This is a genomic window from Rhodococcus sp. IEGM 1305 (assembly GCF_030058635.1).
Lineage (GTDB): Bacteria > Actinomycetota > Actinomycetes > Mycobacteriales > Mycobacteriaceae > Rhodococcus_F > Rhodococcus_F opacus_D.
In genome coordinates, this window is sequence record NZ_JASHKX010000011.1 from 38,175 (window position 1) to 60,555 (window position 22,381).

Annotated in this window: 22 protein-coding genes and 1 pseudogene; 14 read left to right on the plus strand and 9 right to left on the minus strand. The window is 67.6% G+C overall.

From position 1 onward, the window contains the following. Positions 1 to 7: 7 nt before the first annotated feature. Positions 8 to 1,621, minus strand: coding sequence for an amidohydrolase (locus QM693_RS17955; RefSeq protein ID WP_283353028.1), 1,614 nt, complete (start codon positions 1,619 to 1,621; stop codon positions 8 to 10). Between the two features lie 328 nt (positions 1,622 to 1,949). Here QM693_RS17955 and QM693_RS17960 point away from each other — a divergent pair, with 328 nt between their 5' ends. Genes QM693_RS17960 through QM693_RS17990 form a run of 7 tightly spaced genes read left to right on the plus strand, consistent with a single transcriptional unit; the run spans position 1,950 to position 7,832 of the window. After that, positions 1,950 to 3,317: an MFS transporter gene (locus QM693_RS17960; protein WP_283353029.1), complete on the plus strand. Its 1,368-nt coding sequence runs from the start codon at positions 1,950 to 1,952 to the stop codon at positions 3,315 to 3,317. A 21-nt stretch (positions 3,318 to 3,338) separates the two neighbouring features. Beyond that, positions 3,339 to 3,983: a GntR family transcriptional regulator gene (locus tag QM693_RS17965; RefSeq protein ID WP_283335714.1), complete on the plus strand. Its 645-nt coding sequence runs from the start codon at positions 3,339 to 3,341 to the stop codon at positions 3,981 to 3,983. 17 nt (positions 3,984 to 4,000) lie between these two features. Then, complete coding sequence (locus QM693_RS17970; protein ID WP_283353030.1) at positions 4,001 to 4,813, plus strand: carbon-nitrogen family hydrolase; 813 nt, start codon at positions 4,001 to 4,003, stop codon at positions 4,811 to 4,813. Further along, positions 4,810 to 5,487 carry a DUF2848 domain-containing protein gene (locus tag QM693_RS17975; RefSeq protein ID WP_280782749.1) on the plus strand — a complete coding sequence of 226 codons (678 nt, stop codon included), beginning with the start codon at positions 4,810 to 4,812 and terminating at the stop codon, positions 5,485 to 5,487. The genes QM693_RS17970 and QM693_RS17975 overlap by 4 nt, the downstream gene beginning before the upstream one ends. A 1-nt stretch (position 5,488) precedes the next feature. After that, complete coding sequence (locus QM693_RS17980) at positions 5,489 to 6,946, plus strand: pyrrole-2-carboxylate monooxygenase subunit (protein ID WP_011596400.1); 1,458 nt, start codon at positions 5,489 to 5,491, stop codon at positions 6,944 to 6,946. A gap of 6 nt (positions 6,947 to 6,952) precedes the next feature. Further along, positions 6,953 to 7,300, plus strand: a complete 348-nt coding sequence (locus QM693_RS17985; protein WP_016884597.1) for a cupin domain-containing protein — start codon at positions 6,953 to 6,955, stop codon at positions 7,298 to 7,300. Between the two features lie 7 nt (positions 7,301 to 7,307). Continuing rightward, positions 7,308 to 7,832 carry a flavin reductase family protein gene (locus tag QM693_RS17990; RefSeq protein WP_005237834.1) on the plus strand — a complete coding sequence of 175 codons (525 nt, stop codon included), beginning with the start codon at positions 7,308 to 7,310 and terminating at the stop codon, positions 7,830 to 7,832. A gap of 76 nt (positions 7,833 to 7,908) precedes the next feature. On the opposite strand, the gene QM693_RS17995 is transcribed toward QM693_RS17990, so the two are convergent. After that, the gene (locus tag QM693_RS17995) at positions 7,909 to 8,928 is read right to left on the minus strand and encodes a LacI family DNA-binding transcriptional regulator (protein WP_283353031.1); all 1,020 of its coding nucleotides are present in this window, start codon (positions 8,926 to 8,928) and stop codon (positions 7,909 to 7,911) included. 164 nt (positions 8,929 to 9,092) lie between these two features. Between QM693_RS17995 and QM693_RS18000 the strand changes: the two genes are divergently transcribed. Then, positions 9,093 to 10,520 carry a purine-cytosine permease family protein gene (locus tag QM693_RS18000; RefSeq protein WP_283353032.1) on the plus strand — a complete coding sequence of 476 codons (1,428 nt, stop codon included), beginning with the start codon at positions 9,093 to 9,095 and terminating at the stop codon, positions 10,518 to 10,520. Positions 10,521 to 10,579: 59 nt separating this feature from the next. Further along, positions 10,580 to 11,689, plus strand: a complete 1,110-nt coding sequence (locus tag QM693_RS18005) for a C45 family autoproteolytic acyltransferase/hydrolase (RefSeq protein WP_283353033.1) — start codon at positions 10,580 to 10,582, stop codon at positions 11,687 to 11,689. A 68-nt stretch (positions 11,690 to 11,757) separates the two neighbouring features. On the opposite strand, the gene QM693_RS18010 is transcribed toward QM693_RS18005, so the two are convergent. The 4 genes from QM693_RS18010 to QM693_RS18025 all read right to left on the minus strand — a co-directional run bounded on the left by QM693_RS18010 (position 11,758) and on the right by QM693_RS18025 (position 15,794). Continuing rightward, positions 11,758 to 12,408: a GntR family transcriptional regulator gene (locus QM693_RS18010; protein WP_280782771.1), complete on the minus strand. Its 651-nt coding sequence runs from the start codon at positions 12,406 to 12,408 to the stop codon at positions 11,758 to 11,760. Between the two features lie 116 nt (positions 12,409 to 12,524). Then, positions 12,525 to 13,517 (minus strand): transketolase family protein, encoded by a 993-nt coding sequence (locus tag QM693_RS18015; RefSeq protein ID WP_283353034.1) that lies wholly within the window; start codon positions 13,515 to 13,517, stop codon positions 12,525 to 12,527. 1 nt (position 13,518) lies between these two features. After that, the gene (locus QM693_RS18020) at positions 13,519 to 14,406 is read right to left on the minus strand and encodes a transketolase (protein WP_283335724.1); all 888 of its coding nucleotides are present in this window, start codon (positions 14,404 to 14,406) and stop codon (positions 13,519 to 13,521) included. After that, on the minus strand, positions 14,403 to 15,794 hold the full coding sequence (locus QM693_RS18025; protein WP_283335725.1) for an MFS transporter: 1,392 nt from the start codon (positions 15,792 to 15,794) through the stop codon (positions 14,403 to 14,405). Before QM693_RS18025 ends, QM693_RS18020 begins: the two co-directional genes overlap by 4 nt. 237 nt (positions 15,795 to 16,031) lie before the next feature. On the opposite strand from QM693_RS18025, the gene QM693_RS18030 reads away from it, so the two are divergent. The 4 genes and pseudogenes from QM693_RS18030 (at position 16,032) to QM693_RS18045 (ending at position 18,981) form a co-directional block, all read left to right on the plus strand. Beyond that, entirely contained in the window at positions 16,032 to 16,805 is a 774-nt protein-coding gene (locus QM693_RS18030) for an SDR family NAD(P)-dependent oxidoreductase (protein ID WP_283353035.1), read from the plus strand. Between the two features lie 64 nt (positions 16,806 to 16,869). After that, positions 16,870 to 17,157 carry a WhiB family transcriptional regulator gene (locus QM693_RS18035; protein ID WP_280782776.1) on the plus strand — a complete coding sequence of 96 codons (288 nt, stop codon included), beginning with the start codon at positions 16,870 to 16,872 and terminating at the stop codon, positions 17,155 to 17,157. A 104-nt stretch (positions 17,158 to 17,261) separates the two neighbouring features. Further along, positions 17,262 to 17,684: a YciI family protein gene (locus QM693_RS18040; protein ID WP_037236036.1), complete on the plus strand. Its 423-nt coding sequence runs from the start codon at positions 17,262 to 17,264 to the stop codon at positions 17,682 to 17,684. Next, a pseudogene (locus tag QM693_RS18045) lies at positions 17,657 to 18,981 on the plus strand (RNA polymerase sigma factor). The gene QM693_RS18040 and the pseudogene QM693_RS18045 overlap by 28 nt, the downstream one beginning before the upstream one ends. A 17-nt stretch (positions 18,982 to 18,998) precedes the next feature. Here the strand turns inward: QM693_RS18045 and QM693_RS18050 are convergent. The 3 genes from QM693_RS18050 to QM693_RS18060 form a co-directional block, all read right to left on the minus strand. Further along, positions 18,999 to 19,379: a VOC family protein gene (locus tag QM693_RS18050; RefSeq protein ID WP_283353036.1), complete on the minus strand. Its 381-nt coding sequence runs from the start codon at positions 19,377 to 19,379 to the stop codon at positions 18,999 to 19,001. Between the two features lie 138 nt (positions 19,380 to 19,517). Next, entirely contained in the window at positions 19,518 to 20,711 is a 1,194-nt protein-coding gene (acmB, locus tag QM693_RS18055) for a methyl acetate hydrolase AcmB (RefSeq protein ID WP_283353037.1), read from the minus strand. Positions 20,712 to 20,782: 71 nt separating this feature from the next. Next, on the minus strand, positions 20,783 to 21,592 hold the full coding sequence (locus tag QM693_RS18060) for a DUF1932 domain-containing protein (RefSeq protein ID WP_283353038.1): 810 nt from the start codon (positions 21,590 to 21,592) through the stop codon (positions 20,783 to 20,785). 107 nt (positions 21,593 to 21,699) lie between these two features. Here QM693_RS18060 and QM693_RS18065 point away from each other — a divergent pair, with 107 nt between their 5' ends. Continuing rightward, positions 21,700 to 22,368, plus strand: coding sequence for a GntR family transcriptional regulator (locus tag QM693_RS18065; RefSeq protein WP_283335731.1), 669 nt, complete (start codon positions 21,700 to 21,702; stop codon positions 22,366 to 22,368). Positions 22,369 to 22,381 lie beyond the last annotated feature (13 nt).

A 22,381-nucleotide genomic window follows, 5' to 3' on the forward strand; every position in this document is an offset into this window, starting at 1 on the left:
CCGAACCTCAGTGAACCTGCGTGCCGCCCAACCAGGTTCGGGTCACGGCAAGGTCACTGAGCGCCTGCGTGGACGACAGGTCGTAGGGGTCGACCGGCAGCTGGATCATGTCGGCCCGCATTCCTGGCCGGAGGCAGCCCCACAGGTTCTCCTCGAATCCCTGATAGGCGACGCCGGCCGAATACGCGGCGAGGGCTCGTTCGAGGCCGACGCGTTCGCGCGGCAGCCATCCTTCCGTCGGTACGCCGGACGGGGTCTGGCGGTGAATCGCGGTGGCAATTCCCTTGATCGGCTCGTAGGCGGTGATGGGCCAGTCACTGCCGAAGGCCACCCGTGCACCTCGCTCGGTGAGGGTTCCGATGCGATACTGCTGCGCGCTTCGTTCGGCCCCGATCCGCGGAATCGTCAATTCCGTCATCAGGGCGTCGAGTTGGGCCCACAGCGGCTGGAAGTTGGCGACCGCCCCGAGGGACGTGAACCGGTCGAGGTCGTCACCGTCGACCAACTGCAGATGTGCGATCGTGGCGCGCCGATCACGCGGACCGTTGCTGCGGTCCACGTGCTCGATCGCATCGAGCGCCATGCGCACCCCGGCGTCGCCGATGGCATGGATGTGGATCTGGAACCCGAGCCGGTCCACTTCGGCCGCAGCCCGAGACAGTTCGTCCGTCGTCCAGTTGCTGATGCCGTGGGAGTGCGGACAGTCCGTGTAGGGCGCCAGAAGCGCCGCCGTACCGGCCTCGATCACCCCGTCGGCGAAGAACTTGACCGTTCCTGCCCGAACCGCGTCGCCGCCGCGTTCCTCGACCTTCCGCCGCGCCAGGACGAACGCCTCCCGGTCGGCCTCCCAGCTCTCCGGGGTGGCACGAAACGCTAGGTTGGCACGGGTCGACAGCCTCCCGCGATCCGCGGCGGTCAGCCAGACCTCGACGTCGTCGAGTTCGGTCCACGCATCCTGCACCCACGTGATGCCCGCGGCGGCAAGCATCTTCGACACTGTCGCCAGCGCATCGACCCGGTCGTCGAGGGTCACCTCCGGCACCAGTGTGAGAACCGGATTGATCGCACCCCATTCACGCAGAGTGCCGAGCAGCTCACCGTCGGCGGTTCGCACGATCTCTCCGCCTGCCGGGTCCGGGGTGTCCCGGGTCAGTCCGGCACACCGCAGCGCCGCACTGTTGACCCACGCGGTGTGATGGTCCATTGTGCGCAGGACCACCGGCCGGTCCGGCACCACACTGTCGAGCCACCGGGCCTCGAAGCGCCCGCCCTCGGCGAGCGTCGGAGAGACACCATCCCCGAATACGCAGGCGGCTCCGGGATTCTCGTCCGCCCACCGGCGCACCTCGCGCAGGACCTCGTCGACGTTGCCGCAGTCGCGAATCGAGGCCCCGCGCAGACCGAGCCCGCCCATCAGCGGGTGGACGTGCCCGTCGCCGAACGACGGCAACAACGCGCCCCCACGCAGGTCGATCAGTTCGGTGCGGCTCGACTGCAGGGCACGAGCCCGCTCCCCCAGCGCGACCACGCGGCCGCCGGCCACGGCAAGCGCGTCGGTGACCGGCCGGTCGGGATCACCGGTGCGCACCGTGCCTCCAACGACGAGCAGTTCGGCGTCCACGGCACCTCCTCAAATTAATCGAATATGATTCGATTAAGCTAGGTCGTGCTCGGGCCTGCGTCAAGAGTTGCCCGGTCGCGGGGCGGAAACGGAGAGTTCAGCCGCCCTCTTGCGAATCGTAGACCGGTCGTATACAACTGGTGTACGGCCTTTTCGTGATCGGCTTCACAGTCGGATGAGGCAAGAAAAAAAGCGGGCTCGGCAGCTGTTGGAGCAGCCACCGAGCCCAGGCAGCACCATCTGCGCGACCGTTCGAGTCGCCTACTTGGAGGTAGGCGCAAGGACGTGCAGCTCGTCACGTAGCGACGATTCGACCTAGGAGTCGACTATGGCAACCGCCAACAACAAATCTATCAACCGCAGACCCCACACCAGCCTGCCCGTCATTGCAGGTTCGAGCCTCGCCGGTACCGCAGTCGAGTGGTACGACTTCTTCCTGTACGGAACAGCGGCGGCGCTGGTGTTCAACAAGCTGTTCTTCCCCACCGAGGATCCCCTGGTGGGCACCATGCTCGCGTTCGCCACCTACGCGGTCGGCTTCGTGGCGCGCCCCCTCGGTGCCGCGGTGCTCGGGCACTACGGGGACGTCAAAGGCCGGCGGGCCACCCTGATCGCCAGCCTGATGCTCATGGGAGTGTCGACCTTCCTCATCGCCTTCCTGCCCACCTACGCGTCCATCGGCGTCGCCGCACCGTTGATCCTCGTGCTTCTGCGGCTGGTGCAGGGCTTCGCCCTCGGCGGCGAATGGGGTGGCGCAGTCCTGCTGGTCTCCGAACACGGCGATTCGAAGAGACGGGCGTTCTGGTCCGCCTGGCCCAATCTCGGTCCGCCGCTGGGTAACCTGCTGGCGGCCGGGGTGCTCGCAGTCCTCGGTTCCACGCTGTCGGAGGACGCGTTCCTGTCCTGGGGATGGCGGATCGCCTTCGGGCTGTCGGCACTGCTGGTGATCATCGGTCTGGTCCTGCGGCTGTACGTCGCGGAGACCCCGCTGTTCGAGCAGTCCCGGGACACCGCGACCGCCGAGAAGAAGGGCATGCCGCTCGCCGCGGCCGTCCGGGGACACTGGCGCCAGATCCTCCTCGCGGCCTTCACCCGCTTCGGCGAGAACGCCGGCTTCTACATCTTCTCGCTGTTCGTCATCACCTACATCACCCAGATCCTCGAACTCGAGCGCAGCACCGGATTGAACGCCGTCATGATCGGCATGGTCGTCGCCCTGGTGACGATCCCGATGTTCGCCGTGCTCGCCGACCGGATCGGCCGGCGACCGATCTACATCGGCGCGTCCGCCGCCACCATCGTGTGGGCGTTCGTGTTCTTCGCGCTGCTGGACACGAAGAATCCGGCGGCAATCACCCTCGCGGTGTCGGTGGGACTGCTGATCTTCGCGGCCTACAGCGCCGTGATCGGCGCATTCTTCTCCGAACTGTTTCCCACCGAAGTCCGGTACTCCGGAGTGTCGCTGGCCTACAACCTCGCGTCCGTCCTGGCCGGCTCGCTGGCCCCGATCATCGCGATCGCGCTCTACACCCGGTTCGGCACCGGATACGCCATCGGTGCCTATCTCGCAGCCATGGGAGTCATCTCCCTGATCGCCTCACTTCTCGCGCAGGAAACGCAGTCCGTGGATCTCGCGGCCGTGGGCGACGAGGCCATCTCCCGGACACCGGAAACACCGGCTTCCGTCCACAACTGACTCTCCTCGAAGGGGCAAGCCATGACGACATCGAAGACCACCGGAGCAACGGCGCCGGAGCTGGCCTACGAGTGGCTGAAGAACACAATCATCACCCTGCCCCGCGACGAGGAGATGTTTCTGTCCGAAGCGCAGGTCGCCGCGTCCTCCGGAATTTCCCGAACCCCCGTGCGCGAGGCGCTGTTACGCCTCGAGGCCGAAGGCTTCATCCGGCGAGTGCCCCACAAGGGCGCCTTCATCCCGGCCTTGTCCGACAGCGACGTCGAAGCCATCATGCAGGCCCGCCGGGTGGTCGAGGAATGGTCGGTCACCGAAGTGGCGCCCCAACCGGGCCTGGTGCCGGACCGGCTCCGCATTCTCCTGGACCTCCAGGAGAACGACACCGACCCGGTCGACTTCATCGCGCACGACCTCGAATTCCACACGGCCATCATCCGTGCGGCCGGCAACCCACTGATGAACAACTTCTACAGCTCACTGCGGGACCGTCAGATGCGGATGGGAATCCGCATCGTCATGGCCGACGAAACCCGCAAGAAGCAGGTTCTCGTCGAGCACCGCGCCATCGCCGACGCGATCGCGGCAGGCGATCCGCAGGCCGCGGTACAGGCGGTGCGGGAACACCTCGACACCACCCTGCAGTCAATGAAACGGCCGAACATCTAACGGCACGAAGGAAACCCATGAAGATAGCCCTGGCTCAACTGGCCAGCCCCGATTCCGAGACCCCCGCGCATCGACTCGAGCGCGTACGCAACCTCCTGACCGGACTCGACGAGCGAGTCGACCTGATCGTTCTGCCCGAGCTGTGGCGCGTCGGATACAACCACTTCGACGACTACTCGACAGCTGCGGAAACCCTCGGCGGCGGTACCGTCCAGGTTCTGGCAGCCGTCGCCGCCGAACGGCAGTGCTACATCCACGCAGGCAGCATCGTCGAACAGGGCGAAGAGGGCAGGCTGCGCAACACCGCGGTCCTGATCGGCCCCGACGGACAGATCCACCACCACTACAGCAAAGTTCACGTGTTCGGATACGACTCCCTCGAAGCGCAGCTCCTGCAGCCGGGGACGCAGATCCACACCACCGATACGCCGTTCGGCCCGATCGCGGCCACCACCTGCTACGACCTGCGGTTCCCCGGATTGTGGACCGAATTGGTCGCCGCCGGAGCACAACTCGTCATCGTGCCCGCGGCCTGGCCGAAGGCCCGCAAGGAGCACTGGCGGCTGCTGACCTCGGCCCGCGCCGTCGACAACCAGGTCTTCGTGATCGCCTGCAACGCCACCGGCACCCACAATTCGGTCGAACTCGGCGGCCACAGCCGGATCGTCGACCCGTGGGGAACGGTGATCGCCGAGGCGGATTCGTCCGAGGGCATCACCATCGCCGAGATCGACCCCACCGTGGTCGACCGCACCCGCGCCGAGTTCCCGGTCCTGAGGGACCGGCTCGACGACTACAGCTTCCTCAACCGCAGAAAGGTCCTTTCATGACCGGCGCCACCACGGAGGTGCTCACCTTCGAAACCCTCGATTCCTCCGAGATCCTGCAATTCGGCGACGGCCGAACCCTGGTCGCCGGGTACACCGGCCGCGACGAAGCAGCGGTGCAACATCACATCGACGAACTCGCCGCCATCGGAGTCGCACCGCCGGCACAGGTGCCGATGTTCTACCCCGTCGAGATCGCGACGATCACGACCGCGACGCAGGCCCCCGTCACCGGCGCGCACACCTCCGGCGAGGTCGAGCCGGTGATCCTGAGGCACCGCGGGCGGTACTACCTCGGTGTCGGCTCCGATCACACCGACCGCCAACTCGAGACCGTCGACATCGGTGATTCGAAGCGGGCGTGCCCGAAGCCGGTAGGCCCGGCCGTCGTCGAGATCGCGGACTGGGCGTCGTTCGACTGGGACGCGTGCCGGGCCCGATCGTGGGTCGACGGGGTCCTGTATCAGGACGGCACCCTGGCCAACCTCCGTACACCGCACAACCTTCTGCAGATCTTCGCCGACCGGATCGGCGACACCGGCGAGGACCTGCTCTGCTTCGCAGGCACCCTGCCGCTGCTCGACGGCAAGTTCACCCCCGGTCACCGGTGGGACCTCGAACTCACCCTTCCCGACGGCCGAACCCTGACCCACTCCTACACCACCGAAGGACACTGACATGCGCACCGGAGCCGACTACCTGGCCTCCCTGAACGACGGGCGCGTAGTGCTCGTCGACGGGGAGAAGATCGACGACGTCACCACCCATCCGGCTTTCGCGCCCGTGACCCGGACGATTGCCGAGATGTTCGATCTGGCCGCGGACGAAGCCAACGGCATGCAGTACGTCGCCCCCGAAACCGGGAACGCGGCCAACCGGGTGTTCTCGATTCCACGGTCGCGGGAGGAGCTCGCGCAGCGGCGGGAGGCGATCGAGCGGTGGGCGAAGCACACGCACGGCTGGATCGGCCGTAGCCCCGATCATGTGGGGACGTTCCTCGCCGCGTTCGCCGCGCATCCCGAGGTGTTCGCGGCCGAGGGTGGGCACGACTTCGGGGCGAACGTGTCCGAGTTGTACCGGCGCCTGCTCGACGAGAACCTCTACGTTTCGTACGCGATCATCCCGCCCCAGGTCTCACGCGCGACGACGGCGTCGGGCTGGGAGGGCGAGTACCTGCAGGCCGGCGTGGTCGAGGAAACCACGGAGGGTCTGGTCATCCGGGGTTCGCAGATGCTCGCCACCGGCGGGGCGATCGCCGACGAAATCTTCGTCTCGTGCATCAAGCCGCTCGGCCCGGACGACAAGGACTTCGCCGTCGGGTTCGTGGTCCCGACCAACGCCCCCGGTCTCAAGCAGTACGTCCGCCGCCCGTACATCCCGGCCGCGACGAGCTCGTTCGACTACCCACTGACCTGCCGCTACGACGAGCCCGACTCGCTCCTCGTCTTCGACGACGTCCTCGTGCCGTGGGATCGAGTGTTCGTCGACCGCGACACCACCGGCGTCCGCCGACAGTTCTTCGAGACCGGCGCCCACGTTCTCGGCAACTGGCAGGCGCAGATCCGCTTCGCGACGAAGCTCGAATTCATTGCCGGCGTTGCGCGTCGGGTCACCCAGGTCAACGGGGTGGACAAGATCCCCAGCGTTCAGGAGAAGCTCGGCGAACTCGCCGCACTCGTCAGCGGCGTCCGTTCCGCGGTGCTGGCCGCCGAGTACACCGCCGAGCCGGATTCGGCCGGGATGTGGCTGCCGGGCAGGCAGGCGCTGTACGGGTCGATGGGCCTGCAGTCGGAAATCTACCCGCGGGTGATCGCGATCCTGCGCGACCTCGTCGGCGGCGGTGTGCTGCAACTCCCGTCGAGCGTCAAGGATCTCACCAGTCCGCTGACGTCCCGGGACATCGAGCACTACGTCCAGTCCCCCGGTGTGCCGTCCGAGGAGCGCGTCAAGCTCTTCAAGCTGGCCTGGGACATCATCGGATCCGAATTCGCCGGACGACACCAGCAGTACGAGATGTTCTACGCCGGTGCCCCTTTCGTGGTGAAGGGTGCATACACGTACCGCAACTACGACTACGACAGCGCCGTCGCGGCAGTGCAGCAGTTCACCGACGGCTACAAAGCGGAAAGCGAGTAAACCATCATGGCCAAGCCCGAATTCGAATTCTTCCCGGTCACCGACGTCGAGTGGACGGTATGTCCGGGTGACGATCCGAAGATCACCGAACGCATCCTCGCCAAGGACCCGGAAGGCAACGTCGCCACCCGGATCCTGCGCTACGAACCCGGCGCCGACTCGACACCGATGGGCGTGCAGAAACACGACTTCTGGGAGGAGGTCTACATCCTCGAGGGGTCGTTCACCGACCTGACCCTCGGCGAGACGTTCACCGCGGGAATGTACGCCTGCCGGCCGCCCGGCATGCCGCACGGCCCCTGGAGCACGGACGAAGGCGTCGTCACCTTCGAAGTCCGGTACCACAGTAAGTAGGCCCACGATGACCCTTCCGGCATTCCACGCCCCCACCCCGACGGACATGCGACGAAGCATGGGCCGGTTCACCACCGGCGTCGCCGTCGTCAGCGCCGACGACGGCGACGGCAACCCCAGCGCCATGACGATCAGCTCCCTGACCTCGATCAGCCTGGACCCGGCGATCCTGCTCGTCTCACTCACCCACGGCTCCCGCACCACCGAGGCCGTGGAAGCCGCGGGGTCGTTCGCCGTGTCCGTCCTCGGCTCCCGTCAGGAAGCCCTCGCCCGCCGCTTCGCCACGCGGGGCGGCGCCCGATTCGACGACCTGCCCTGCGATCGCAGCCGCTCGGGTCTGCCGCTGATCAAAGACGCTCTGGCCCAGCTCGAATGCAGGGTCCACAGCGCCCACGACATCGGCGACCACCGCGTCTTCTACGGCGAAGTCACCGACATGCGCTGCCGGGAGGGCACCGGCCTGGTGTTCTACTCGGGGCGGTTCGGCGACTTCCACGACTTCGGTCACGACGAAGTCCCCTGGTTGTTCTGATCCGGCCGAACGTGCTCGCCGGCGCATCACCGACGGTGCGCCGGCGAGCACGTGTAATTCGGGGTCATCGACGGGACTACCGAGTGGAGCCCCGCACGACGAGTCGTCCGTGGAGGTGCCCGGGTGGGACCGGCCGGTCCAGATTGTCGAGGCGGTTCACCAGCAGCGTGACGGCTACGCGGGCAAGGTGTTCGGGCTGCAGGTCCACCGAGGTGATGGGGGGGACGGCTGATCGCGTGTGTTCCGAGTCGGAGCCGCCGACGATCTGCACGTCGCCGGGAACGTCGAGTCCTCGTTCCCGGACCCGCGCGAGCACCCCCGCCGCGTGCCTGCCGGTCAGGCAGTACACCGCGTCGGGTGGGTCGCTCCGGTCGAACAGTTCGTCCGCGGCGTCGCGTCCGCCGGCCTCACCGGTGGTCTCGGGCCGGATGGCGACCCGACCGTCCTGACCGCGCGTCGCTGCCCACGCGCGGTAGGCGGCCTCGGCGCCCAGGTTCCACGAATTGGGATCAGTTCCGGCAACGAGAGCCACTCGCGTCGCCCCCGCGTCCTCGAGGTGCCGCAGCACTCGGCCGGTCATGAGTTCGGTGTCGGTGTCGAGCCAGGCGTCGTACGCAGCCCTCGCCGGATCCTTGCCGACGGACAGGAACGGCACCCCCTCCCCGAGGAGCATCTCGATGAGAGGGTCGTTCGTGACGGGTTCCGTGATCAGGAACCCGTCGCAGGCGAGGGCGGCGGCGGGCGACTCGTCGCGGGTCGGATCGGACACCAGCATGAGCCCGTATCCGAAATCCATCGCGGCCAGAGCCGCCGAACCCGCGAATCGCAGGAAGTAGTCGACGCCCTCGGGGAGAGACGAATCCAGTGTCTCGAGTGGCCGGAGCACGAGGGCGAGCACGCCGAGACGGTTGCTTCGCAGGCTCCTCGCCACGACGTCCGGCCGGTAGCCGAGGGATTTTGCGACCGAGCGGACACGCTCGCGCGTCGCGGTGGCGACGACGCCCTTGCCGCTGAACGTGTGCGACACCGTCGTGGTCGACACCCCCGCGTGCCGAGCCACGTCGGCGATGGTGGGCCTCGATCGCTTCTCCGTCACGCACTCAGGCTACCAATAGCCCGACCTGCACCAAATCGATTTGTAAATTCGCCTGCGCGACTCTTGTCCAAATCGATTTGGTTCCGTACGGTGACCGGGGTCACGCCAGATCGGCGATTGCGCCCACCAGCCGCACATCCGTGCCCATCTATCCGGAGGACCCCATGGCATCGACAAAAGCAGACCCGCGCGCGGTGACGCCCGGCGAAACACCGCCGGCCGATCGCGCCGGGCGGGTGGAGACACACGGCATCGACTTCATCCCCGACAGCGAACGGCACGGCCGCGCCCGGGACCTGTTCGCGGTGTGGGCGGCGCCCAACGTGAGCTACCTGGCCCTGGTCGTCGGCGGCGCACTGATCCTGATGGGCCTGTCCTTCTGGCAGGCGCTGGCGGTGATCGTGGTCGGCAACCTGTTCTCGATCCTCACCGGGATCGTCGCCGCCAGCGGACCCGCGTCGGGCACGCCCAGCGAGGTGATCACGCGGGCGATCTTCGGCATCCGCGGCAACCGGGTGAACATTCTCGTCACCAGCTGGTTCATCAGCGTCTGCTACCTGGCGCTGAACTGGGCGGCCGCGTCGTACACGGCCTTCCGGCTCGTCGAACGGTTCGGGATCGACGCGACCACCCCCGTCAAGGTCGTCGTCATCCTGGCGATCGCCGCCGTCACGCTGGCCATCGGCGTGTACGGGCACGCCACGATCGTGCGGCTCTACCAGCCGCTGGCCCTGGTGCTGACGTCGATCTTCGTGGTGATGGCCGGATACGTCCTCGGTAACGCCGACTGGGGCTACCAGCCGGCGGAGGCACTCCACGGAATCGGCCTGTGGGCGACGGTGGCCGCGGGTGTGTCGATCGTGGCGTCGGCTCCGCTGTCCTACACCAACAGCGCGGACTTCGCCCGCTACCTGCCGGCGACCACCTCGCCGGTCTCCGTCGCCGTGTGGACGGCGCTCGGCGCGTTCGTCCCCAGCGTGCTGTTCACCGCGCTCGGCGCACTCGCCGGTACCGGACTCGAAATGGCCGACCCGCAGATCGCACTCGAGACCATTCTCCCGGCGTGGTTCACGCCGATCTTCCTGCTCGCCGTCATCGTCGGCACCATCGCCAACAACGCGATGACCGCCTACAGCTCCGGGCTCGCCCTGCAATCGGTCGGCCTGCGCCTGCGCCGCTCGCGCAGCGTCCTCCTCGACGGCTCGATGGGTGTGGCCATGACGCTGTACGCCCTGCTCGTCTCCAACTTTCTCGACACCGTCAGCAACATGATGCAGCTCGTCGTGACCGTGATGGGTCCGGTCATGGCCGTGTACGTCGCCGACGTCCTGTGGCGACGCAACCGCTACGACGGCCTCGAGCTCGGCAACGAAACCAGCAGCAGTCCCTACTGGTACAGCGGTGGGATCAACTGGGCGGGAACGGTCGCCGTCTTCACCGGCATCGCCGCGGCCGCGCTCTGCGTCGCCGCCCCGGTCTACACCGGTCCGATCGCGAACGCGGTCGGCGGCGTGGACCTGTCGCTGCCGGTCGGGTTGATCGTGTCCGCAGCACTGTACGTCGCGCTGATGCGCTCGTACCGAACCCGCTGATCGACTCTGATCGGCCGGCACACAGCACTATTCACACCAGAACCACAACGAGGACGACGATGACCGAGACCAGCACTGTCCACTCCCACGTCAGCGTGGACGACACCCGGCCGCGCGAACGCGGCATCGCCCGCGGCACGCAGCTGCGCACCGACTTACCCGCGTCCGTGGAACTGTATCTGCGCCTGTTCGACACGGTCGGCGTAATCGAGTCCCGCACCCGCGACAGCGCGCACCGGCTCGCGGATGTCCTTGCGGCGTGGGGCCCCCGGTACCTCGAGGAGATCGAGGGCATCGCTGCCGGCGCCGGGCTCGAGCCCTGGCACGTGATGGCGTTGAACGGCCGGACGGAGATCCTGTCGCAGGCGACCGCGGCCCGTCCCGGCGAGTGCTCCACCATCGCGTACGCACCCGCGGATCGTCCGTCGGCACCGTTCGGCGTCCAGACCTGGGACTGGCACGAGGAACTGGACCCGTACTGGCACACCCATCAGGTGCGCGGAACCCGCCACAGTTACGTGGGGCTGACCGAGCACGGCATCCTCGGCAAGATCGGGATGAACAGCGCGGGTCTCGGAGTGTTCTTCAACATCCTCGGCCACCGCGACGACGCACCGGCCGGGGTGCCCGTGCACGTCCTGTCGGCGGCGGTCCTCGGTGAAGCCGGAACCGTCGACGAAGCCCTCGAGTTGCTGCGCTCGGCACCGATCGCCACCTCGGGCGCACTGACCCTGATCGACGCCGACACCGTCGCGTGTGCCGAGGTCAGCCCCGTCGGCGTCGCGACGCTCCGCCCGAGCGACGGATTCCTCACCCACACCAACCACTTCCTCGACCCGGCCAACGCCGCCCGCGAGAAGACCGGTCTGTACGAGCCGGACTCGCAGGACCGCTACGGTCTGATCGCCTCCCGGCAGCAGCGGTACGCCGAGCCGGCCGTCGCCGATCACCTCGTCGAGTACCTGTACTCCGATCCGGGGCAGCCCCAGCTGTGCTGCGTCCCCGCCCCGGACGCCGTCTTCGGTCAGCGCTGGGCCACCCTCGCGACAGTGCTGCTCGAACCCGAGCACCGCCGTGCCCGCATCCTCGCCGGCACACCGATCGACGCCCGCCGACGGTCGTGGACCACACTCGACGCCACCGGGACCGCCTGCGTCGTCGGCGGGTGACGCGGCGGCCTGTCCCGGGTACGTGAGCGGCAAAGCGTGTGCCCGCACTCTTTCTCACTCACCTGGGGTCAGGACACCAGATTCGCTGAGGCCCAGTCCATGTGCGTCTGAATCGCTGTGGCCGCTTCGTCGGCGTCGCCGGTTTCGATGGCGTCGACGATCGCGCTGTGGCGGCCGACGTCCATATTGCCGACGGCGCGGTCGAGGCCGGCGAACATGATCGACATCCGGATCGATCCTTCGAGGGAGATCCACGAGTGCAGGAGTGTGTCGTTGCCGGTGAGGGTGCACATGGTGCGGTGAAAGTTCAGGTCGGCCTCGATGCGGGCTTCGAGGACGGCGGTGTCCATGACGTCGAGGGCGGCGCGCAGTTCCGCGATGACGGTGGTGCGGTCGGCCAGGCCGGCGAGTTCCCGGACGGCCAGCGCCTCGAGTGCGGCGCGGACGGCGAAGATGTCGCGGATCTCCTTGGAATCGAGATGCCGGACGTACAGCCGGCCCCGCGCGCCTGCGGAGATCAATCCCTCCTGCTGGAGTTGCCGCATCGCCTCGCGGAGCGTGCCGCGGCTGATCTGCAGCATCTCGGACAGTTCGGTCTCCACGAGCGGGCTGCTCGGCGCGAGTTCCCCGCTGGTGATCGCGACCCTCAGGGCGGCGACGGCTTGCTGACGGAGACTGGTCTTCTCCAGCCCGAGCAGTGCGGCGGGTTGTCCGGCCATGGGTGCCTCCGTGGGGTCAGCGATCAACTGTCGACAGCGGTCTGTTGACAGCAACCTGTTGACAGCCATCGTACGGCCCGCGCCGCCCGGCCTGCGGCGTGGGCCGTACGCGCTGGTCATGCCAGTTCGCCCAGAACCTTGGCGACGATCCGGTCCGTGCTCAGGCCGTACCGCTCGTGCAGGGTGGGCAGGGCACCGGCGTCGAGGAACTGGTCCGGGAGAGCGATCGGCACGATCCGCTTGCCGAGCCCGGCCGTGACGACGGCGGCGGCCACGGTCTCGAACAGGCCGCCGATCACGGTGTGGTTCTCCAGGGTGACCACCAGGCGGTCGGTGTTCACCTCCGCGAGGACGGTCTCTGCGTCGAACGGTTTGATCGTCGGCGTGTGCACGACCGCGACGTCGACGTTGTGCTCGGCGAGTCGGTCCGCGGCCTGCAGAGCGCGCATCGTCATCAGCCCACTGGTGACGAACACGACGTCGTTGCCGCCGCGGAGCACCTTGGCCTTGCCGAGTTCGAACGTGTAGTCGTACTCGTCGAGCACGGTCGCGACCTTCCCCCGCAGCAGCCGCAGGTAGGTGGGACCGTCGGACGCGGCGAGCTGCGGGACGGCCTGTTCGATGTCGATCGAGTCGCACGGGTCGACGATGGTGAGGTTGGGGATGCCCCGGAAGATGGCCATGTCCTCGGTGGCCTGATGGCTGGGCCCGTAGCCGGTGGTCAGTCCGGGGAGGCCACCGATGATGTTGACGTTGAGGTTCGGTTCGGCGATGTCGAGGCACAGGAAGTCGTAGGCGCGGCGCGCGGCAAACACCGAATACGTGGACGCGAACGGCACCAGACCGGTCTCGGCCATCCCGGCGGCGGCTCCGAGCAGGAGCTGTTCGGCCATCCCCATCTGGAAGAACCGGTCGGGGAACTCCTGAGCGAAGATGTGCATGTCGGTGTACTTGGCGAGGTCGGCGGACAGGCCGACGATCTTGTCGTTCTCCCGGGCAGCCTTCACCAGCGCGTGCCCGAACGGCGCGGACGTGGTCTTCTGGCCGTCGTCGACGAACGAGGCGATCATGGCCGAGGTCTTGAGCTTCGGCTTGCTGGCGGTGGTCATGTCAGGCGTCCTTGTGGTCGAAGCCGGTGGTGAGTTGGTCGCGGCAGATCTGCCACTCGTGTTCGTCGATGCGCATGAAGTGCGCCTTCTCCCGGGACTCGAGCAGGGGCACACCCTTCCCGACGCGGGTGTCGCAGAGGATGATCGACGGTTTGCCACCGGATTCGGCGGCGGCGTTGTCGAACGCGCGCACCAGTGCGGTGACGTCGTTGCCGTCGACGCGTTCGACGTGCCACCCGCAGGCCGCCCACTTGTCGTGCACGGGTTCGGTGCTCAGCACCGTCGAGGTCGCACCGTCGGCTTGGAGGGCGTTGATGTCGACCATCGCGGTGAGATTGCCGAGCCGGTGGTGGTGGGCGCCCATCGCCGCCTCCCACGTCGAACCCTCGTCGAGTTCGCCGTCGGAGAGGAAGTTGAAGACGCGGGCGGTGGAGCGCTGGTGACGCAGACCGAGGGCCATCCCGACCGCGATGGTCAGACCGTGGCCGAGGGAGCCGCCGGAGATTTCCATGCCGGGGGTGTACGTGGACATTGCCGACATCGGGAGGCGGGAGTCGTCTGAGCCGTAGGTTTCCAGTTCGCTGCGGTCGATGATTCCGGCCTCGGCGAGGGCGGCGTAGAGGCCGATGGCGTAGTGGCCGGTGGACAGCAGGAACCGGTCCCGGCCCTCCCATGCGGGATCGTCGGCGCGGTAGCGCAGTTGGTCGGCGTAGACGGTGGCGAAGATGTCGGCGGCTCCGAGCGCCTGCCCGACGTATCCCTGGCCCTGTTCCTCACCCATGTCGATGACGTTGTGCCGCATGCGGTAGGCGAACTGTTCGACGGTCGCGATGCGCGACGCGTCACTGGTCGTGTCTTCGACCGCGGTGGTGGCGGTTGTGATGGTCACAGGAGTTCCTTTTCCTTGCGGATCGTGGGCGTGGTGCCGGTGGACGTCGGCGCGTCGGTGCTTTTGGAATCGGTGCGCGCCGCAGCCTCGGCGGCGAGGCGCCGTTCGGTGGGTCCCCAGGTCTCCCTGGTGATCAACGCCGCCCACAGTCCGATCAGGGCGTACGTGCTGAACAGCAGCGCCGGACCCCACCAGCCGAAGGAGACGAACAGCAGCGTGGTGACGAAGGGGGTGAAGCCGGAGACCATCGCCGAGATCTGGTAGGCGAGGGACGCTCCCGAGGCTCGGCGCGAGGCGTCGAACAGTTCGGGGAACCACGCTCCCTGCGCTCCCGCCATCGAGTTCTGGCAGACCGCGTAGGCGATCACGATGGTGGCGATGACCAGGATGAACAGACCGGTGTTGACCAGAAGGAACATCGGGATTCCGAACAGTGCCGCGAAGGCGCAGGACGCGATGTAGAGGGGGCGTCGTCCGATACGGTCAGTGAGGCGGGCCCAGGCGACGGTGGCGAAGACGCCGATTGCGGACGCGATGCACAGGGCGACAAGGGTTTCGGACTTTCCGGCGAGACCCTGGTTGTGCAGGTAGGAGATCATGTAGGTGATCGACACCGCGTAACCGGCCGTCTCGGCGACTCGAAGACCGATACCGCGCAGAATGTTTCGCCAGTCGTACTTGATGGATTCGAGTACCGGGGATTTGACGATGTCGCCCTCGTTCTTGACGTCCTCGAAGACCGGGGACTCGGGCACTTTCGACCTGATGACCAGGCCGACCATCACCAGGACGATGCTGGCGAGGAACGGTACCCGCCAGGCCCAGTCGCCGCCGAGGTGCACGCTGAACAGGAACACCAGATTCGCCAGCAGCAGCCCGACGGGGAAGCCGGCCTGCACGATGCCGGTGAACTTGCCCTTGGACTTCCAGGGGGCGTGCTCGTAGCTCATCAGGATCGCACCGCCCCACTCGGCTCCGAACGCGAGGCCCTGGACGACGCGGACGAGGACCAGCAGCACCGGCGCGATGAGCCCCACCTGTGAATAGGTGGGCAGCAGGCCGATCGCGAAGGTCGCGAGACCCATCGCGATCAGTGATGCCACCAGCACGGGCTTGCGGCCCAGCTTGTCCCCGAGATGTCCGCCGAGCACCCCGCCGAGCGGGCGCGCAGCAAAGCCGACACCCAGCGTCGCGAACGCGGCGAGTGTTCCGGTGACCGGGTCGGCGCCCGGGAAGAAGGCGGTACCGAAGTACAGCGCGGCGGCCGTGCCGAAGCCGATGAAGTCGTACGTCTCGATCACGGCCCCCACCGAGGAGCCGATTGCTACGCGCTTGGCGTCCTTCGTGCCATGGACGGGACCTCGCATCCTGAGTGTTTCGGTACTCATGGGGACTCCTCTTCGGGCTGCCGGTTTCTACGATTGCCGCCGATTTGTTGACTGTCAACAGTGCGGTTCCAACAGTGTGATCCGAGCCACGTCCATATGTCAACCGTTACCCGCCGACGGTTGACTGTTAACAGTCGATCGGCTTACTGTGGTGGCAGTCACCTACCGCGTCGTCGACCTCCCTGCTCTCCACCGCATCGGACGGGACGCGCGATTCCAGCAACACGAGGAGCGATCATGTCGTCCATTCAGCGCACCGCCGTCATCACCGGCGCCACCTCCGAGCGCGGGATCGGTCTCGCCACCGCCCGCCGCTACGCCGAAGAGGGCTGGGCGATCGTCGTTCTCGACCTCGACGGAGAGAAGTCCGCGAAGGTCGCCGCCGAGATCGGGAACGAGTTCGGTGTCCCGGCCTTCGGTCACGACATCGACGTCGCCGACGAGAACTCGGTCCAGCGGGCACACGAGGCCGTCGCCGCCGAAGTCGCCGGCGGCAACCTCCCCGCCGTGGGTGCGCTCGCGAACATCGCCGGCATCACCTCGCCGGTGCCCTTCCTCGAGACCACGCTGGAACTGTGGAACAAGGTGATGGCGGTCAACGCCACCGGCACCTACCTCGTCACCCGCGCATTTCTGCCGGCCATGATCGACAACGGCTGGGGGCGTGTGGTGAACATGTCCTCCGTCTCCGCCCAGCGGGGTGGCGGCGTCTTCGGGAAGGTGCCCTACTCGTCCGCCAAGGCCGCGGTCCTCGGTTTCACCAAGTCACTCGCACGAGAACTCGGCGACAGCGGAGTCACCGTCAACGCCGTCACCCCCGGTGCGGTCGACACCAGCATCCGCGTGGGCAGCACCGCCGAACAGGAAGCCGCACTCTGCCGCGACATCCCCCTTGGCCGGGTCGCGACCACCACCGAGGTCGCCGCCGTCATCACCTTCCTGTCCTCGCAGGACGCCGCGTACCTCACCGGCACCACCGTCGACATCAACGGCGGCAGCCACCTGCACTGAGTCGGTGCAGCCACAGCGGTGGACGGTACCCACCGTCCACCGCCCGAATCCCCCGGGACACCCGATGATCGACCACACGACACTTCACGACGACCTACCCCCAACCGCCGCCGAACGCTGGGGATGGCGATACCGCGCCCACTGCCGCACCACCGAACCCTCCGCCTTCTTCGCACCGGACGGCGAACGACGCGGCGCCCGGATCAGGCGCGAACGACGCGCCAAACAGATCTGCGACGGGTGCGTCGTCACCCGGCAATGCCGCGCACACGCAACCGAACACCGCGAGACCCACGGAATCTGGGGAGGCACCACGGAAACTGACCGGCGCCGAGCCGGCCGGGCGCGATAGATTCGAAAAAAGATTCCGGCGAGTGTGTCGATTCATGTCACTCCCCGTTCGACCTGAGGATGAGAAGGTCCAAGAGGGACCTCGACATCCAAGGAGACGGAACCATGAAGTACATGCTGATCATGCGCGCCACCGACGAGACCTTCGCGGCGTTCCAGGACGTTGACTTCACCGAGATCATGGAGGCGATGGGCAAGTTCAACGACGAGATGATCCGCGCCGGCGTGCTGCTCGCGGCCGAGGGTCTGGACCCCGACCCCGAATCGGGTGTGGTGGTCGACTACTCCTCGGAGACACCTGTGGTGACCGACGGCCCCTATGGCGAGACGAAGGAGTTGTTCGGCGGCTTCTGGATGCTCAACGTCGCGTCGAAGGAGGAGGCCGTCGAGTGGGCCAAGCGTGCCCCGATGGCTGGTCCCGGTTCCAAGGCGGAGATCCGCCGGGTCGCGACGATCGACGAGTTTCCGCAGGACAACGTGTGGATCCAGAAGGAGCGGGCGTGGCGCGAAGCGACCGGTCAGCTCTGAGCGGGTCGACGGGTGACGGCCACACCGGGCGTGAGGCCGTCGCCGCCGTCTGGCGGATCGAGTCGGCACGGATCGTCGGTGCGCTCGCGCGGTACACCGGCGATTTCGCGCTGGCCGAGGACCTCGCCCAGGAGGCGCTGGCCGAGGCACTCGTGAGCTGGCCACGCGACGGCATCCCCCACAACCCCGCGGGATGGTTGCTCACCGTCGGCCGGCGCCGCGCGATCGACGCGTTCCGTCGGCGCTCCGCCCTCGACGAGAGGTACGCCGTCCTCGCTCACGACCTGGGCGAGGGCGGCGCCGTCTCGGGTAGCGGACCCGCCGATCCGGCCAAGGGCACCGGGGACGTGCTGTGGGATCCGGACCAGATCGACGACGACATGCTGGCGTTGATGTTCATCTCCTGCCACCCCGTGCTGTCGCGGGAGGCGAGGGTCGCGCTCACCCTGCGGGTGGTCGGCGGTCTGACGAGCGACGAGATCGCGAAGGTGTTCCTCGTCCCGACCGCGACCGTGCAGGCCCGGATCACCCGGGCGAAGAAGACCCTCGGGGCGGCCCGGGTGCCGTTCGAGGTGCCGCCCGCCGCCGAGCGGACCGGGCGACTCGGCTCGGTGCTCAGCGTGATCTACCTGATCTTCACCGAAGGGTCCTCGGCCAGCTCCGGTGACGACCTGATCCGCCTCGACCTCGCGAGCGAAGCGCAGCGCCTCGCTCGAGTGCTGACCCGGCTGGTGCCCGACGAGCCCGAGGTCCACGGTCTGCTGGCGCTGCTCGAACTGACCGCGGCGCGGTTCCCGGCCCGCACGGGGCGGACGGCGAACCGGTGCTGCTCGAGGACCAGGACCGCCGCCGCTGGGACCGCACCGCGATCCGCCGGGGACGCGCCGCCCTCGCCCGCTCGGAGCAGGTCGGCCGCGGGCTGGGCGCCTACGGCCTGCAGGCGGCGATCGCCGAATGCCATGCCGTCGCGCCGTCCGTCGACGCGACGAACTGGGAGCGGATCGTCCTCATCTACGAGGCACTCGGCCGGCTCGCGCCGTCACCGGTGGTCGACCTCAACCGGGCGGTGGCGGTCTCCATGGCCCAGGGACCAGCCGCGGCGCTGCCGATCGTGGACGAGCTGGTGGCCGCCCGGGCGCTGTCGAACTCGCACCTGCTGCCGAGCGTTCGCGGCGAACTGCTCACCCGCCTGGGACGCACCGACGAGGCGCGCACCGAATTCGAGGCGGCCGTGCGGTTGTGCGGCAACGAGCGCGAGCGGACGGTGCTGGGGCGTAAGCTCGCCGACCTGCGCTGACCCCGACCGGTGAGCGATCAGAGTGGGTCCAGGCGAGCCTTCGGCAGGCAGAACTCATTGCCTTCGGGGTCGGCCAGGACATGCCACTGCTCCTGCCCTGTCTGGCCGATGTCGGCCCGGCGCGCACCGAGCTTCAGAAGGCGGTCGAGCTCGGCGTCCTGATCGCGGTCGGTGGCGTTGACGTCGATGTGCAGCCGGGATTTCCCCTTCTCCGGCTCATCCCTGCGGCTGAGGATGATCGTCGGCTGCGGACCGCCGAACCCTTCGCGCGGCCCGATCTCCACCGAGCCGTCGTCCTCGCGATCGAGCACGACGAAGTCCAGGACCTCGCACCAGAACCGCGTCAGCAGCTCAGGGTCGCGGCAACCGAGCACGAGTTCACTGATACGACATGCCATGACGAAACCTGCTCTCAGCCCGGGAACTGCCGGGAGCCCACACACGAACCTCATGGGCTCCCAGCGGTGAAGACAATCCCGCGATCGTACCGGGCAGTGCTGCCGGCCATCCAGTGAAAAACTGGATTCGAGACCGACCTAGACGGGTGAGCCGACAGTGGCGTGACGGTACGTCGTCGTCTCGAAGTCCAGGTAGCCGCCGAACGACACGGGGTCGGCGAACGGCAGGACCTGGGTGGCCCAGTACCCGGCGATTCCGTTGCGGCGATCGATCCAGTAGTACGAGTTGGCGAGCCCGGCCCACCCGAGCGACCCCCGGGGCCGGCCGGTGGGTGCGTCCTCTTCGTTCACCATGAACGTGTACGCCCACGACTTGCGCTGTCCGGGAAAGAATTCGGCGTTGTTGGTGAGGGCCGGTATTACGGCAGGCAGCATCCCGACCTCTTGTCCCTCGAGGCCGTTGCACACGGCGGCCTGCACCGTGTCGGCCCGCAGCACTCGGCCACCTGGGGCGTCTCCGTCGTTCAGCCACATCCGCAGGAACTTCAGGTAGTCGCCCACCGTGGAGTAGAGGCCGTGCCCGCCCATGTCGATCTCGGGAGTCTGCGGCAGCACCAGATCCAAGGGAGTGAGCCGGCCGTCCTCCTCGCGCTGGTGGATGGTCGCGCGCCGGGCAGCCATAGATCCGGTCAGGGTGAAGGATGTGTCGTGCATGCCGAGGGGCGCGAACACCCGGTCTGTCATCACCTCGCCGAGCCGCTTGCCGCGGATCGCCTCGACCACCTGGCCGGCCCAGTCGATGTTCGTCCCGTACTGCCACTTCTCGCCCGGATCGAAGAGCAACGGCGTGGTCAACGACGCCCGGGTCGCGGTGATCACGCCGGGTTGACCGTGCTCCACCCCCAACCGGTTGTAGGTCTCGTCGAAGAAGTCGTATCCGAACCCGGCGGTGTGCAACAACAGCATCCGGGTGGTGATGTCCCGCTTCGGTGCTCTCAGCACCGGATCGCCGTGGGCGTCGAATCCCTCGATGACCTGAATGTCACCGAGTTCCGGAACGTATTCGCGGGCGGGCGCGTCGAGGTCGAGCAGACCCTCTTCGACGCACTGCAGCACGGTGGTCCCGGTGATCGCCTTGGTGGTGGAGAAGATCGCGAACACGGTGTCGGCGGTCATCGGCTCACCGTCGGCCAGGGACCGCACCCCGGCGGCACCCTCGAACACCGTGCGGTCGCGATCGGTCACCATCGCCACCACTCCGGGCACCCTCGGCGCACCTTCCTCGGTCACGCTGTCGAGAACCTTGCCGAGCGCGGCGTTGAGATCGGACATCCCACTCTCCTGTCGTGTCTGTGGTCACTGATCGAACGTGACGCTATGACCGGGCGGCGGGTGGCGACGTCTCAGTTCGGCACGGCACGTCTCGGTTCGGCACCTGCTGACGGCGCCGGGATCTTGGTCAGCAGTTCGTGGGTGGCCTGGGCGATGTCGGGGTCGATACCGAGGGCTCGGAGCATGGCTGCCGCGGCGTCCATTTCGTCGGCGCGGCGCCTGGCGTGGCGACGCGTTCCGTCGACGACGCGGGCAATCGTGGCGGCGTCGGCCCGGGTCAACTCGTCGGCGATATTGGTGGTGAGCCATTCTTCGAGGCCGAGCGCGCGACCCGCGGTGAGGGCTTCGACGATGGCCGCGGACATGCCCTTGTAGAAGATGCTGCGCAGCAGTTTTCGTTCCGCGGCCGCACCCGCCGGTGCGTCGAGCACGTCTACCGAGGCGCCGTAGCTGCCGAGAATGTCGGCGACCCGGTGTGCGTCGCGACCGCTGGCCATCAGCGGGGTGCGGAGTCCGCGGCCGGGGACCGGAGCCATGATCGCCACGTCGACGAAACCGAGTCCGCGTCGCGCGGCGTGAGCATCGAGGGTGCGTTTGAGGTCGGGCGCGGCGGTGTTCATGTCCACCCAGACGGCATCGGCACTCATTGCGGGGCTTCCCCGTTCGAGTGCGGCCTTTGCGGCGCGCGCGTTGTTCACGCCGAGGACGAGGTCGGCGGTGTCGACGGCCTCGGCCTCGGACCGGCACGCGACGGCACCGTCCGGTGCGGCGACTGCGGGGTCGAAGGCACGAACGGTGGCGCCGGCGGCGATCAGATCGCGCGCGAATGCGCCGCCTGCCTCGCCGAGTCCGAGGACGGCGATCGTCGTCTGCTGGGTCATCGGTTCCTCTTTCCTCGGTGGATCTGGTGCCATGTGCGATCCAGGCGACGACGGGTCGGTACAATATCGGTAACAATTTTGGTGATGATCTGAGCGGAGATAGCCCGATGCCGGTGAAGGAAGCTCGCGAGCACAGCACGGATCAGGCTGCGGTCACCGACCTGATACGCACAGCGATCCTCGACGGGGATTTCGCGCCCAACCAGCGCATGGTCGAGGCAGACCTGTGTGCGCAGTACGACGCCAGTCGCAGCGCGGTCCGGGCGGCCCTGCACGAACTCACCGCCCAGGGCCTCGTCGAACGGATCCAGAACCGCGGCGCCCGCGTGCGGTCGGTGTCGCTGGACGAGGCGGTCGAGATCACCGAGGTACGGATGGTCGTCGAAGGACTGTGCGCGGCGAAGGCGGCCCAGAAGATCACCGACGCGGAGATCGAGGAACTCACCGCCCTGCGCGAGGAATTGACGACGACGGTCTCGGCCGGAGACGTGTTCGGGTATTCGCGGGCGAACCAGTTGTTGCACAAACGCGTTCGGGAGATCAGTGCGCAGCGCTCGGCCGACGAGATCCTCGAGCGCCTGCGTGGCCAGCTGGTGCGACACCAGTTCAAGCTGTCGATGCACCCCGGCCGGATGTCGGTGTCGCTGCCCGAGCACGTCGCGATCATCGACGCGGTCTGCGCGCGCGACCCGGAGCGTGCGGAGGCAGCCATGCGGCACCACCTGGCGAGCGTGACCACTGCGCTCGAGGACGTCGCCGAAGCCCGGCAGGGATGACCGCACGCGGGCA

What these genes read in the sequence shown, in the direction of transcription:
- QM693_RS17960 (WP_283353029.1), top strand. Translation starts at nt 1,950, where the DNA reads ATGGCAACCGCCAACAACAAATCTATCAACCGCAGACCCCACACCAGC.
- QM693_RS17965 (WP_283335714.1), top strand. Translation starts at nt 3,339, where the DNA reads ATGACGACATCGAAGACCACCGGAGCAACGGCGCCGGAGCTGGCCTAC.
- QM693_RS17970 (WP_283353030.1), top strand. Translation starts at nt 4,001, where the DNA reads ATGAAGATAGCCCTGGCTCAACTGGCCAGCCCCGATTCCGAGACCCCC.
- QM693_RS17975 (WP_280782749.1), top strand. Translation starts at nt 4,810, where the DNA reads ATGACCGGCGCCACCACGGAGGTGCTCACCTTCGAAACCCTCGATTCC.
- QM693_RS17980 (WP_011596400.1), top strand. Translation starts at nt 5,489, where the DNA reads ATGCGCACCGGAGCCGACTACCTGGCCTCCCTGAACGACGGGCGCGTA.
- QM693_RS17985 (WP_016884597.1), top strand. Translation starts at nt 6,953, where the DNA reads ATGGCCAAGCCCGAATTCGAATTCTTCCCGGTCACCGACGTCGAGTGG.
- QM693_RS17990 (WP_005237834.1), top strand. Translation starts at nt 7,308, where the DNA reads ATGACCCTTCCGGCATTCCACGCCCCCACCCCGACGGACATGCGACGA.
- QM693_RS18000 (WP_283353032.1), top strand. Translation starts at nt 9,093, where the DNA reads ATGGCATCGACAAAAGCAGACCCGCGCGCGGTGACGCCCGGCGAAACA.
- QM693_RS18005 (WP_283353033.1), top strand. Translation starts at nt 10,580, where the DNA reads ATGACCGAGACCAGCACTGTCCACTCCCACGTCAGCGTGGACGACACC.
- QM693_RS18010 (WP_280782771.1), bottom strand. Translation starts at nt 12,408, where the DNA reads ATGGCCGGACAACCCGCCGCACTGCTCGGGCTGGAGAAGACCAGTCTC.
- QM693_RS18015 (WP_283353034.1), bottom strand. Translation starts at nt 13,517, where the DNA reads ATGACCACCGCCAGCAAGCCGAAGCTCAAGACCTCGGCCATGATCGCC.
- QM693_RS18025 (WP_283335725.1), bottom strand. Translation starts at nt 15,794, where the DNA reads ATGAGTACCGAAACACTCAGGATGCGAGGTCCCGTCCATGGCACGAAG.
- QM693_RS18030 (WP_283353035.1), top strand. Translation starts at nt 16,032, where the DNA reads ATGTCGTCCATTCAGCGCACCGCCGTCATCACCGGCGCCACCTCCGAG.
- QM693_RS18035 (WP_280782776.1), top strand. Translation starts at nt 16,870, where the DNA reads ATGATCGACCACACGACACTTCACGACGACCTACCCCCAACCGCCGCC.
- QM693_RS18040 (WP_037236036.1), top strand. Translation starts at nt 17,262, where the DNA reads ATGAAGTACATGCTGATCATGCGCGCCACCGACGAGACCTTCGCGGCG.
- QM693_RS18050 (WP_283353036.1), bottom strand. Translation starts at nt 19,379, where the DNA reads ATGGCATGTCGTATCAGTGAACTCGTGCTCGGTTGCCGCGACCCTGAG.
- acmB (WP_283353037.1), bottom strand. Translation starts at nt 20,711, where the DNA reads ATGTCCGATCTCAACGCCGCGCTCGGCAAGGTTCTCGACAGCGTGACC.
- QM693_RS18060 (WP_283353038.1), bottom strand. Translation starts at nt 21,592, where the DNA reads ATGACCCAGCAGACGACGATCGCCGTCCTCGGACTCGGCGAGGCAGGC.
- QM693_RS18065 (WP_283335731.1), top strand. Translation starts at nt 21,700, where the DNA reads ATGCCGGTGAAGGAAGCTCGCGAGCACAGCACGGATCAGGCTGCGGTC.